Genomic DNA, 12,857 nt, shown 5'->3' on the forward strand with positions numbered 1-12,857 from the left:
CATGTTGGATGCGCTCCGCAACCCGTAATGCGCAAAACCTTTGTTATTTAAACTGTAAACTTTCGGATAGCCACCTGCAAGTCTTCCGCCATTTTAGCCAATGACTGACTGGATGCCGCAATTTCTTCCATTGAGGCCGATTGTTCTTCAGTCGCTGCCGATACAGTCTGTGTATGGCCGGCGGCCTCCTTGCTAATGTTGTCGATATCGCATACTGCTGTCACAATCTGTTGACTATTCGACGCCATTTGCCGAATGGCCGTCGAAATTCTCTTAATCTGATCAGTTTCTTCATTAACAAGCAATCCGATTTCCTTAAATGCCTGACCGGCAGAAGTCACAACCTCAGCACCAACTTTCACCTCACGGGTACCCTCGTTCATTACTGCAACGGCTTTACCTGTCTCCGCCTGGATTTCTGAAATCAGAGCAGCAATCTGCCTGGCTGACCCCTCTGACTGTTCGGCTAATTTGCGTACTTCCTCAGCAACCACGGCAAATCCTCGGCCCTGCTCACCCGCACGTGCCGCCTCGATTGCCGCATTCAAAGCCAGTAGATTCGTCTGTCCGGCAATACCGGAAATCGTATCCACAATTTGGCCGATTTCTTTTGAACGCTCGCCAAGATCCGCCACTACCTGCGCCGAATTGGAAACCGATGTTTCAATACTTCTCATCTGACTTATGGCTGCATCTACCGCCTTGTTACCCTGCGCGGCAGCACCGGCGGTCTTTTCAGCCATATCAGTCACAACATCAGCATTTGCGGCTACCTGTTGAATATCGACCGACATCCTCTCCACAATTCCTGTTGTATTATCAATCGCATGTACTTGCTTTTCCGCACCGTCGGCCACATTGGTAATTGAACTGGCTACCTGGTTCGCCGCTTGCGCCGATTGCTCCGCAGTAGCGGTAAGTTCTTCCGAAGATGCTGCCACCTGCTCGGAAGAAGCGCTAATCTTACGCACCAGATCTCGCAGATTGCCCACCATTGTTTCAAACGCCCTCGCAAGTCGCCCAATTTCATCCTGTGAATCTACTTCAATCTTTGCCACACTAAGATCGCCGTCAGCAATGCGGTTGGCAACAGCTTCTAGCTTCTGCAACGGCTTGGCAATCTTGGTTGCCAGAACCATAATTAAAGGAATAGCTAAAATAAGAACGACAATGATTGTAACTAATGAAATCCACGTGAAAGAGCTCAGTTTTGCTGTCGCTTCACTAGCAGACACATTTACGCCAATATACCATGAAGTGTCTGGAATTGGTGCATACGCTAAGTATTTCTCAACCCCGGTATAGGTATGACGAGCAATTCCCTGTTCGCCCCTCACCATTTTTTCTGAAGCTGCTTTTAGAGCCGGTGTAGCATTAGGATCATTAGCGACATTCGCTTTATTCACCAATTCTTTATTAGGATGAATAATAACGGTTCCTTCTTGGTTTAAAACATATGCATATCCGGTTTGACCGACCTTTACACTAAGAATGCGATTTTCAACTTCTTCAATATTAATCGATCCGATTAAAACGCCGACAATCCTGTTATTATTGCGAATTGGAGCGGCAACAATTACCGCAGGTTTTCCCGTTGATGCAGATACCATCGGATCTGAAAGAGAAACTTCTCCGTTCATTGCCCGCTGGAAATACAGGCGGCTCTTTACATTTCCCACTACACCGCGACTATCATAATTTCCCTGAGCATCCGCCCAAAAAATATTTTCATATATTTTATTATTATTCAATTCGGCATTAACATACGAAAGCATAGCTTCACGATTGCCACTAGCCATAATCGGCGACCGGGCAAACGCAGCTATTTCCATTTTACGTCCATCAAGCCACAGACTGACTTCATCACCTGTACCATGTGCCAATGATGTAATTTCATTTTCTACATCCTGCACCAGCATTTTTTCCGCCTGCCAGTAATTCAGCCCAGCTAATATCCCGAGCGCAACGACAAATAAGGCAGTAACCATAACTGTAAGTCTGATCTTGATACTTTTCATTCAATATTCCTCCAAAATTTCAAATTTTTTATACGTATATATATATATACATGTATTTTGATATAAAGTCATAGCAAAATCACACCTTTACGTATCACCCCTAGCTTTTATCAGTCCTCCGAAGTATGTTAATTATTTTTCAATGATCGAAAAATCAAAAATCACTTTATATTCTTCCATGACTCTTACACAAATTCCTTTATTTTTATGCACTTATCCCTCTATACACGTACCGCCTATCGCTAACCTGAATTGACTCTTACGGCTATTGTAGTAGTAAGTAGCAGCTTCTCCACATTCTGCGATTATTTTATCACAATTTCTATTTCTGCTACAGAACCCCAACAATTGATAAATTATAGCAACCGTGCTATAATTTATAAAACAAACGATTGTTTTAATTAGGGTAAGGCATATTACATTCTCAAAAGGAGGTTATTATCATGGAAAATAAAACACGAGTGAAATTGATCGAAGTTGCAACAGAACTATTTGCTATCAAAGGATTTGCCGCTGTATCAGTTCGTGAACTGTCTGTGGCCGCCCAAGTTAACGTATCTGCTATTTCTTATTATTTTAATGGCAAGGAAGGACTTTACGAGGCTGTATTGACAGCACAGCTTTCTCCCATTCTGCAGGCACTAGAGCGAGTACAAAAAAATGATTCTTCCTCGCCCGTGGCACGGCTCACCCTTTATGCCGACCAGATTGCGCATATACATGCCCAGCGCCCTTTTATATCCCGCTTTATATACAGCGAAGTGACGAATCCCACAGAATATGGCGCACCTATTATCGAAAAACATCTATCACAGGTGTATCAGTTTATAGATGTTACCTTACGGGAAGGTATCGCGAGCGGTTACCTTAGGGAAGACTTAAATGTTACATATGCAGCGGTATCGCTAGTTGGTATTTTAAACTTTTATTTCATTGCCAAACCTTTTGTTTCAAAACTTTTTTCTTTGACAGAACATGCCGATAGTGAATCCGAATACGTAGCTCATGCCTTTCATGTTTATTTGCACGGCGTTATGAAACCATCGGCGACCTAGGAAACTATGACGTATGAATACTGCTGTTCTTACAATAGTCTGCGTAGGTTCAATAGAAATTTTTAGAGAAAGGAAGATTGTATGAACATACCATCGAAATTTATGAAACTTATTACTGTTCTTTTAGTAGTTATTGCCACTTCCGGGGGCTATTATTATTTTCACCGTGGCGAGGTATCAACAGATAATGCTGCCATTGAAGGGCGTACAGTCGTTTTGAGTCCAAAGGTACAAGGGTATGTAAAAGCTTTGAATATCCAAGACAATCAAATGGTTAAAGCTGGTGATGTCCTTCTAGAGATTGATCCGACAGACTACATTATCCGTCGCGATCGGGCCAAAGCTGCACTAGCGGCTGCTAAAGCGGCTGCCAACGCTTCTCACAATAATCTGGATACAACTACTGTTTCCGCATCATCCAATATTGATGCATCTGCTGCTCAGGTGGCATCGGCTCAGGCAACCTGGGAAAAATCACTAGCCGATAAGCAGCGCATGGAAAGTCTATTCAGCGCGGGCGCCTGTTCCCATCAGCAGTTTGATCAAGCAATTGCAACAGAAAAAGCAGATCGTTCCGCTTTGGATAAATTACATGCCGATCTTCGTACAGCCAAAACAGCACCCAGTGTAATTGCAGCCGCTAAAGATACTGGTGAGCAACTTTTGGCTCAGGTACAGCAAGCCCAAACGGATTTAGTGCAAGCTGAAACTGATCTGTCCAATACCAAAATCATTGCCCCTATGGATGGTCGAATTACCAAACGCAGCGTGGAAACAGGCAACTATGTCCAGACAGGGCAGCAACTGGCCTCGCTAGTTGGGACAGAATTATGGATTGTTGCTAATTTCAAAGAAACACAACTGGATCATATGCGTCCCGGTCAACCTGTCGATATCCGTATAGACGCCTTTCCCAGCGTGAAATTGTACGGCAAAATAGATAGCTTTCAAGCAGGAACTGGTTCTCATTTTTCACTCTTTCCCGCGGAAAATGCTACTGGCAATTTCGTTAAAACCGTACAACGTGTTCCCGTAAAAATTGTGTTTGATAATCCACCTGATGCTACTCTTCCTCTAGGGCCGGGGATGTCAGTTATACCAACTGTATATACGGAAAGCTCGGGAGCAAAAATATGAGCGAATCGGCTTCAAAGCCAATAAACCCTATTCTGGTATCAATCGTTGTCAGTCTTGCCGCTTTTATGGAAGTGCTGGACACGACCATTGCCAATGTTGCACTATCACATATTGCGGGTTCACTTGGAGCAAGTTCAGAGGAAAGCACCTGGGTTCTAACCTCTTATCTTGTGTCCAACGGTATTGTTTTGCCACTGTCTGGCTGGTTATCCGGTCTTATGGGACGTAAAAATTTCTTCATTCTTTGCATCATAGGCTTTACATTTACTTCATTTATGTGCGGTATTTCGACATCACTCCCCATGTTGATTGTGTTTCGATTGTTGCAAGGGCTGGCAGGCGGAGGTTTGCAGCCCGCCCAGCAGGCCATTATTAAAGATAGTTTTCCTCCGGAAAAATTGGGTATGGCATTTGCTATCACAGGTATAACAACAGTATTGGCACCGATACTGGGGCCGACTCTGGGCGGCTATATCACTGATAATTATAACTGGCGCTGGATTTTTTTCATGAATGTACCTATCGGCCTGTTAGCTGCCTTTTTGGTCAAAGTTCTTGTACAAGATCCCCCCAGTGCGCAAAAACAAGCTGTCGGCTCTATTGATTATATTGGTCTTGGCCTAATCGCGCTCGGCCTCGGAGCGCTGCAGATTGTTCTCGATAAGGGGCAGCAGGAAGATTGGTTTGACAGCTCTTTTATTGTACTTTTTGCCGTTGTATCTGCCATCAGTCTCGTGTTGGCAATCTATTGGCTATTGCAGCAAAAACATCCTGTAGTCGAACTGAAGCTCTTTAAGATACCCAGTTTTGGTATGCCCTGTGTTATGATGTTCTTTGTCGGTTTTGCTTTATATGGCAGCACTACACTGTTACCGATGATGGTACAAGCCAACTTTGGATATGACGCTACGTTGTCTGGCCTCCTCCTTTCGCCGGCGGGGATCGTGGTCCTCTTTATGATGCCGGTCGTCGGCAAACTGGTTAACGTAGTTCCAGCAAAGTATTTAATCTCAGTAGGTATGCTGATTAACGCTTTTGGCATGTGGGCTACCGGCCTTATAACTCCGCAGACGGATTATAGTACTTTCGTTTTTGTACGCATCCTGCAAACTCTCGGCTTACCCTTTTTGTTTGTGCCAGCCAGTACGCTCGCATTCTCGAAAATTTCTCCAGAAAATAGCAGCAATGCTTCAGCGATTATTTCTCTTGCGCGTAATCTGGGGGGAAGTATTGGCATCGCGCTGGTAACAAATAAGCTTATACATAGCCAACAAATTCAGCAATCCTATTTAGTGCAGCATTTGACAATGGCTGATGCCGGTTACCGCTACGCACTTGAAACCTACACGCAAACAATAACGAATTTGGGGGTGCCCTCCACGCTGGTCTCAACACAGGTTATGGGGAAAATATATCAAGATCTTCTTCATCAAGCTAGTATACTTGCCTATCGGGACGCTTACAACTTCGTTGCTGTCCTATTAATCGTTTTAGGGGTTGCGGCTTTGTTCATGCCAACCAATCAACCGCAAAAAAAGGGATCTCCTGTTGAGTCACATTAATAATGTCTTTATGTAACATTACTTTGATAACCGCAATATAATATATAAACCAGTAATGCCTTAGATAGGGAGGGTATCTATATGCCTGAGTTATTAGCAGCAATCTCCCTCATTGGTCTAGTCGGCATTGGTGTATTCACTTACCTTCATTCCAGCCGCAAAAAATAGGCAACATTTTGTTGTTGCCTATTTTTTATGGGGTCTGGTAAATTAGATTACATTCCTAAGCAATTCATTACCGAATCCAACAAGTCTGGTACAGCCGTAGCAATTAACAAAAGTACGGTTAGTGCGATCAAGACAACTGTAAAAACCCATGAAACCATATTGTACAAGCGCGAATTTGAATAATCCCCCATTATATTCTTATCGCTAGCGATTAAAACCATAAAGATTAAGATTGGCGGCAATAATATACCGTTTACGACCTGTGAGCTAAGCATGACATGATAAAGTGACAATCCAGGCAATAATACTAAGGCAGCACCGATAGCGATTAGTGCCGTGTATAATCCAAAAAATACTGGAGCTTCTTCATACGACTTACTGATACTATGTTCAAAACCAAACGCTTCGCAGATAGCGTAGGCGGTACTAAGGGGCAGAATAAATGCTGCTAGCATGGAAGCACCAAATAATCCGAAAGCAAAAAGCATGCTAGCGTATTTTCCGGCTAGTGGTTCCAACGCAAGCGCTGCATCTTTTGCTGTTTCGATTGATATATTGTTAACATACAAGGTTGCTGCGGTAGCTACGATGATAAAGAATGCAACAAATCCAGTAAAGAACGAGCCGATGAATACATCCCAGCGGGTATAGGCGTAATCTTTTGCCATGATCCCTTTATCTACAATCGAAGCCTGAACATAAAACTGCCCCCATGGCGTAATTGTTGTTCCAATTACGCCAATTGCCATGAAAAGGAAATCAGCGTTACTGGAGAAAGAAGGGGTAATTGAGGCGACCATTACTTCCTGCCAAGGCGGGTTAACAATAATACCTGACAATACATAGCTAAGAAAAGTTACGCATAAACCAAGAAATATTTTCTCAATCCGGTCATAACTGCCCTTAACTACCAGCCACCAGACTACTCCGGCGGTTAAGGGTACCGATAGATACTTGCTCACACCAAATATTTCAAAGCTTGTAGCAATACCCGAAAACTCTGAGGCGGTTGTGCCGATATTAGCAATGAGAAGTATAACCATGGCAAAAAATGTCCATTTTACACCAAACTGTTCGCGGATTAAATCTGCGAGACCTTTACCTGTTACCGCTCCGGTTCGAGCAGAAATCTCCTGCGCAATAGCTAAACAAATTGTTGCAACAAACATAGTAAACAAAAGTGTATAGCCGTATTTTGCGCCTGCGGCAGCGTAGGTAGCAACTCCACCTGCATCATTATCGGCAAAAGCAGTTACAATACCTGGGCCCATAACGGCTAAAAAAATGCCAATACGTCCGCGAATACTTTTAACCCTTCTCACTATCACCACCTCCAGAGCCGTCTGTTAACCATGTACCCAGAGCTTACATCCCCTCTGCCACGCTCGGGAATCAATGTTTCTAAGACATCGTCAACTGTTATAATTCCTAACATTGTACTTTGTTCGTCAACCACAGGAACAGCCAGTAACCCGTACTTATGGATAATGTCTGCGACTTTTCGGTGACTATCACCATGCAGTATATAAATCACTTTTTCATGCATGATCTGATCTAAACTAACCTGTGGCGATGCAAGGATAAGTTCACGTAAAGAAAGCGCTCCCAATAACGTGTCTTTATCATCAAGAACATAAATATAATAAATCGTCTCTGCCGTGGGTGCCAGTTCGCGTATTTTCTTAATTGCTTCTTCGGCTGTAATATTGGCGGACAATCCGATATACTCGGTAGTCATTAAAGCTCCTGCCGTGTCATCAGGATAATTCATTAACTCCTGCACTTCCTCGGCATCATCAGATTCCATTAAGCTGAGCAATTCCTGTGATTTTTCGTCCGGAAGCTCACCTAGTATATCAGCAGCTTCATCCGGCGGCATATCCTCCAAAAGGTCTGAGGCTTGTTCCTGGTCCATCTGGGTGATAATTTCGATCTGCGTATCCAGGTCCATTTCCGCCAGCGCTTCAATGGCCTGTCGAGAGTCTAAATTTTTAATGAAACTAGCCCTGCTGTTATAGTCTAACTGCTCGACAATATCCGCAATATCGGCAGGATGTAACTGACTCAACTGTTCTTTATCCCGACTAAGTTGCAGGCTGGATGTCCGGTTTTCCAATGGTTTAATAAACTGCCAGCCAATAAAATTGTTCTCCCTGCTTTTAACCAAAAACTCTAAACCAAGGCGTCTAAATAATCCCCGTATACCAATATCTACAGCCACAAACACTAAGCCTCGTTGCTGCTTATTCTCTATCCAGGTTAAGGTTATGTCGTTGACCCGAACCAGTTTCGAGCCTTTAAAATCAATTATCTGCTTATCAAGCAACCATTTGCGAACATATATTTCATCCTCTTGCAGCGGAATCATTACATCTGGTGCAAATTCCCCGGTAAGCTGTACATGCTTACCGTTCACTTCTGATACAAACTTTATAGGAACCAAACCCTGGGTATTTCGTCCATATTTGATTCCGGTTACTCGTGGCGCTGCGCCGTCCCATTTTACTACCATATCTTTAACTTTACCAATGCGCTGTCCATCCGCGTCAAGAATTGGTTTCCCCATGAGTTGACTGAAATATAATTCACCGATACTCGCTACCATATTCATAACTTACCTCCTATATACATAGGTCCGGCCTATCAATTTTATTTTGAACGATAGGCAGAACTTTTGCTCATTACGTTTTGTATTATTCTCAGGGCCGGAATCCACAACACCACCTCCTTGGATATCTGAGTATACAAAAAATAGACCTTCTTCCGTTTATGAAGAAGGTCTATAACAGTCAATAAGAGCCAATGTTTACACCCTCCTCTACTCGTTTAGTTTTAGCACTGCATAACGTAGAGCTGAATCCTTACTCAGCCACATTAAGTAAAACCTTAATTCGGTAGTACCTGTTAACCCATTGGCGTCTCTCGACGTTTCCGGGTAGTGGCATTTTTTTATGCAGGAGCCTCACCTAACAGAGAATTGTTTAGTTTATTTTAGTGTATGATTTGTCAGGGATAAATGTCAACGCCATCAGTGAAATTTAACTTATTGTTAAAACGGTTCTCGTGATACTAAAAATACCATGGTCAGATTTAGTAGTAAAGCTCCTCCCCTATCACCAACATAGCTAATGATTCTTTACAAAAATGACCATTTGACCTAATATTAAGATTAGGTCAAATGGTTAACTTTCTAACTAAAACTATAAGCTACATTCCTAATAGAGAATAAAATTTATCCATTTATAGGAGTGATAAGACATGTTTGATATCGTCATTGTAAATGGCATCTTAGTTGACCCTGAAAAACTCACTCGGTGTAATGGCAATGTGGGTATCTTAGATGGGAAAATTGCGATTGTAACTAAGAACACAATAGAAGGTCATCAGGAAATTGACGCATCTAACCGCGTAGTTTGCCCCGGTTTCATTGATATACACGGACACATTGAATTAGATGATTATTGTGCAGAACTATCTTTACGCCAAGGAATTACTACTACTGTGGGGGGAAATTGTGGCTTTAGCCCGATCGACATAGATTCATTCTTTTCTGTACAGGAAAAGCGAGGATTTATCATTAATCAGGCAGAATTTATTGGCCACTCTAGTTTAAGGGAAACTGTTGGTGCTATTAATCCCCACCAACCAGCGACAAATGAACAATTAGTCCACATGGAATATTATGCCGAAAAGGCTTTCGAGGCAGGAGCATGTGGCTTATCGTTAGGCCTGGCTTATTCACCAGGAAGTTCTCATGATGAGATCATTAGTCTAAGCAAGATAGCCGCACGCTACGGAAGAATTGTTGCAATTGATACTCGTATGCTTACCTCTATTGATATGTATTCGATTGTTGAAGCTATCTCAATTGCGCGTCAAACTGGAGCTCGCATCCAGGTATCGCATCTTGTATATCAGTATGGTACCGGAGTAATGGATGAAGCACTTGCAGTAATTACAAAAGCAAGAGCTGACGGCATGGACATACGCTTTGATAGCGGTATGTATACTACTTGGGCAACACATATAGGAGCTGCGTTATTTGACGAAGAAGCAATGAGTGTAAATGGATGGAATCTTAGTAAAATTTTAGTCATAACCGGTAAATACAAAGGTAAACGGTTAAACATAGATATCTATCGTAAGCTGCGCGCCGATGAACCACATACGGCAGTTGTAGTGTTTACTGGAAACGAAGAAGAAATATATTTGGCACTCACTCATCCGTATGCCATGCCATCTACCGATACAGGGATTTATCCCCCTGGAGAAGGACATCCACAAATTTCGGGAAGCTTCCCGCGCTATTTTAAAAAGATGGTTGTAGAACGCCATGAATTAAACCTTATGGAAGCAGTACGAAAAGCGACATTACTTCCGGCAGAAACCCTTGGGCTACTCTCTAAAGGTAGACTCACTACCGGGGCTGATGCTGACATTGTGGTATTTGACATAAATTCTATTACTGATAAGTCAGATTTCGAACTACCGAATGCAACACCTGAAGGTATTGACTATGTTATTTTAAACGGCCAATTAGCATTGGCTAAAAGTAACTTAAAAGACTCTCGGGCCGGAAAAACGGTTAGGTGTACAGAATCAATGTATGATTATCAAATATAATTTTTATCGAATTATTGCCAACAGAACTTATCTATGCATTCTTCACATCAAAGAGAATTTTATAAATAGAGTCTTGTTTATCTTCATATAACCAAACCAACGGTTTAGTGCGCTTTTGCAAATAGCCCCAGTCTATAGTAGCTACAACTACTCTACTAAGAGTAAGGCTAGAAGCATCACTGAAATTGAGTTCTACCTGTAGTGAACATTCATTATCATTCTTATTAAGTTCAAACTGCTCTAGAATTCTTGTATCCTCATTTTCACGATTAGTACTGAAAACTTTTACCTGGCGACCAAGTGTATTATTTAATATTTTCTGGAGGCCAGAGTACACACCTTCAAACCGCTTGTTCATTAATGCACCTGCTTTCCAAAGTTTTTCCCAACAGTGTGAGATGATACCCCACAGACCCCTGGGCAAAATACTTCTATAGCGTATCAATATTAAATGACACTATTGCTAAAAGAACCCCTGTTGATAAAAAAGGAGTATGCTCACTCTCTTGTTTTGTATCATAATTTGATACGTCGTACCTTAATATGGTACAGAAAATATTGTAGCATTCCTACTTAACCATTGCAACAACTAATTCTAAAAAACTCTATTTTACTTATATTAATGTAATAAGTTGCAAATTTGCATTTTACTTGATAGTATATAAGTGAAAAAAGAAACATATTTGTGCAACACAAGGAGCAACTAATGAATAGCACGATAATTCAGTCTATAGTTAGATCCATTGATATTTTAAATTGCTTTGAAGACTCGGAAGAATTAGGTGTAACCGAGATCAGTCACAAGGTTGGACTTCATAAAAGTACTGTTTTTAATATCATTACCACTCTTGAGAAATGTCACTTTCTCGAAAAAAGCTTGAATTCTGGTAAGTATCGCCTTGGCACTGAATTATTTAGGCTTGGAACCAAAGTTAATTCAAGTATGCGTAAGATTGCCCAACCTTATTTGGAAAGGCTGGCTTCAGAATTTAAAGAAACAGTAAACTTAGTAATAAGAGATGGCAATTATGTAATTTATATTGAAAAGATCGAAAGCCCACACTCTATGCGTATAAGCACAATGGTAGGTGGGCGTCTTCCTATTAATGCCACAGCTGTTGGCAAGGCTATTCTTTCAGGATTAACTGATGATGAGCTTGCTAAATCTCTCGATGAACTATCTTTCGTTAGATTTACCGAGAGTACCATCTGTGACAAAAACGACCTTATGAACTATTTATCGAAGGTTCGTCTCGTTAGATATGCCGAGGACGTCGAAGAAGTGGAAATAGGCTTAACTTGTGTTGCTGCGCCGATATTTGACCATACTGGAAAGGCTATAGCGGCTATCAGCGTTTCAGGACCGACAACAAGGATGGTGCAACCATTTCGTGAACAAATTGCCAGAGAATTAATTGAGGTCACTAGAGAGCTTTCAAATAAATTTGGTTATGAAGTAAAATAACACCGTTTTTATTATTTTGCACCAAACCTAATAAGAAAAACCGCTAACATGTTCGTTGCACCCAATCGTCACTGGAAACCTATAATAACAAAAATATAGACAGCAATATCGACTTTCATGTCGAATTGCTGTCTTCTTATTTTTGTGCAAAATATGTAAAGTATTTGTTGAAAACTATTTTAATTTTATTGAAATTGAAAAGCGTTAATGTTAAAATATTTGTATCATTATATAATACATTGTTCTACATTATGATACAAACAAGTAGGTCAAATGGAAATAGAAGAAATATTAACAATCATTATGTTTGTTAATATCATCCAAAAATGCAGAAATTTGGATTTATTGCAAACGCGTCAAGCACGGTATCCGCGATTGGGGGACATTATGTGAAAAGTGAGCATAGTATAGACTTGCTTTACCCTATAATTAGCAACGATTTCTTTATTGGTGGGCAAGCTTCGAGTAAGATTAAAATTATATTACAACAACTAAATCTCCAACCGCATGTTATTAAACGAATTGCAATATGCTCTTACGAAGCAGAAATGAATGTTGTTATGCACGCGTATCATGGTCATATAAAGGCTTCGATTTATGCTGATCGGACAGAGCTTATCGTATCTGATGTAGGACCAGGCATTGCGGATATGGACTTAGTACTGCAGTCAGATTCCTCAACCGCGCCTGACTATATCCGTACACTTGGTTCTAGATCAGGAATGGGGTTATCTACCATTGATAAATATGCTAATAAGTTCTCAGTTCATTCGGTGGTCGGGCATGGCACAAAAGTTTACATTGTAGTCAATCATTCGTATTGAATTGT

10 protein-coding genes and 1 riboswitch are annotated in these 12,857 nt (G+C 41.4%); of the genes, 6 read left to right on the forward strand and 4 right to left on the reverse strand.

Translation table 11 applies throughout. The annotated features are described in order from the left end of the window. Positions 1 to 47 precede the first annotated feature (47 nt). Positions 48 to 2,018 (reverse strand): methyl-accepting chemotaxis protein, encoded by a 1,971-nt coding sequence (locus ACZ449_RS11410; RefSeq protein WP_464261130.1) that lies wholly within the window; start codon positions 2,016 to 2,018, stop codon positions 48 to 50. A 443-nt stretch (positions 2,019 to 2,461) separates the two neighbouring features. Between ACZ449_RS11410 and ACZ449_RS11415 the strand changes: the two genes are divergently transcribed. From ACZ449_RS11415 to ACZ449_RS11425, 3 genes are all read left to right on the forward strand, one after another. After that, positions 2,462 to 3,073 carry a TetR family transcriptional regulator gene (locus ACZ449_RS11415; RefSeq protein ID WP_464261131.1) on the forward strand — a complete coding sequence of 204 codons (612 nt, stop codon included), beginning with the start codon at positions 2,462 to 2,464 and terminating at the stop codon, positions 3,071 to 3,073. Between the two features lie 81 nt (positions 3,074 to 3,154). Beyond that, positions 3,155 to 4,210: an HlyD family secretion protein gene (locus tag ACZ449_RS11420; protein WP_464261132.1), complete on the forward strand. Its 1,056-nt coding sequence runs from the start codon at positions 3,155 to 3,157 to the stop codon at positions 4,208 to 4,210. Then, a complete protein-coding gene (locus ACZ449_RS11425; RefSeq protein WP_464261133.1) occupies positions 4,207 to 5,772 on the forward strand; it encodes a DHA2 family efflux MFS transporter permease subunit in 1,566 nt (521 codons plus the stop codon). The genes ACZ449_RS11420 and ACZ449_RS11425 overlap by 4 nt, the downstream gene beginning before the upstream one ends. 215 nt (positions 5,773 to 5,987) lie before the next feature. Here ACZ449_RS11425 and ACZ449_RS11430 read toward each other — a convergent pair whose 3' ends face one another. Continuing rightward, positions 5,988 to 7,262: an Nramp family divalent metal transporter gene (locus ACZ449_RS11430; RefSeq protein ID WP_464261134.1), complete on the reverse strand. Its 1,275-nt coding sequence runs from the start codon at positions 7,260 to 7,262 to the stop codon at positions 5,988 to 5,990. Positions 7,263 to 7,264: 2 nt separating this feature from the next. After that, a complete protein-coding gene (locus ACZ449_RS11435) occupies positions 7,265 to 8,551 on the reverse strand; it encodes a magnesium transporter (RefSeq protein ID WP_464261135.1) in 1,287 nt (428 codons plus the stop codon). Between the two features lie 199 nt (positions 8,552 to 8,750). Next, positions 8,751 to 8,921, reverse strand: a riboswitch (M-box (ykoK) riboswitch). 277 nt (positions 8,922 to 9,198) lie between these two features. Here ACZ449_RS11435 and ACZ449_RS11440 point away from each other — a divergent pair. Beyond that, on the forward strand, positions 9,199 to 10,563 hold the full coding sequence (locus tag ACZ449_RS11440; RefSeq protein WP_464261136.1) for an N-acyl-D-amino-acid deacylase family protein: 1,365 nt from the start codon (positions 9,199 to 9,201) through the stop codon (positions 10,561 to 10,563). Positions 10,564 to 10,594: 31 nt separating this feature from the next. On the opposite strand, the gene ACZ449_RS11445 is transcribed toward ACZ449_RS11440, so the two are convergent. Next, positions 10,595 to 10,921 (reverse strand): hypothetical protein, encoded by a 327-nt coding sequence (locus tag ACZ449_RS11445; RefSeq protein WP_464261137.1) that lies wholly within the window; start codon positions 10,919 to 10,921, stop codon positions 10,595 to 10,597. 348 nt (positions 10,922 to 11,269) lie between these two features. Between ACZ449_RS11445 and ACZ449_RS11450 the strand changes: the two genes are divergently transcribed. Both ACZ449_RS11450 and ACZ449_RS11455 read left to right on the forward strand, forming a co-directional pair. After that, entirely contained in the window at positions 11,270 to 12,028 is a 759-nt protein-coding gene (locus ACZ449_RS11450; protein WP_464261138.1) for an IclR family transcriptional regulator, read from the forward strand. A gap of 389 nt (positions 12,029 to 12,417) precedes the next feature. Next, on the forward strand, positions 12,418 to 12,852 hold the full coding sequence (locus ACZ449_RS11455) for an ATP-binding protein (protein WP_464261139.1): 435 nt from the start codon (positions 12,418 to 12,420) through the stop codon (positions 12,850 to 12,852). The last annotated feature ends 5 nt before the right edge of the window (positions 12,853 to 12,857 follow it).

The sequence above is a fragment of the Desulfosporomusa polytropa genome (genome assembly GCF_055380075.1).

Coding starts and splice junctions, on each gene's coding strand:
- ACZ449_RS11410 (WP_464261130.1), bottom strand. CDS start 2,018: ATGAAAAGTATCAAGATCAGACTTACAGTTATGGTTACTGCCTTATTT.
- ACZ449_RS11415 (WP_464261131.1), top strand. CDS start 2,462: ATGGAAAATAAAACACGAGTGAAATTGATCGAAGTTGCAACAGAACTA.
- ACZ449_RS11420 (WP_464261132.1), top strand. CDS start 3,155: ATGAACATACCATCGAAATTTATGAAACTTATTACTGTTCTTTTAGTA.
- ACZ449_RS11425 (WP_464261133.1), top strand. CDS start 4,207: ATGAGCGAATCGGCTTCAAAGCCAATAAACCCTATTCTGGTATCAATC.
- ACZ449_RS11435 (WP_464261135.1), bottom strand. CDS start 8,551: ATGAATATGGTAGCGAGTATCGGTGAATTATATTTCAGTCAACTCATG.
- ACZ449_RS11440 (WP_464261136.1), top strand. CDS start 9,199: ATGTTTGATATCGTCATTGTAAATGGCATCTTAGTTGACCCTGAAAAA.
- ACZ449_RS11445 (WP_464261137.1), bottom strand. CDS start 10,921: ATGAACAAGCGGTTTGAAGGTGTGTACTCTGGCCTCCAGAAAATATTA.
- ACZ449_RS11450 (WP_464261138.1), top strand. CDS start 11,270: ATGAATAGCACGATAATTCAGTCTATAGTTAGATCCATTGATATTTTA.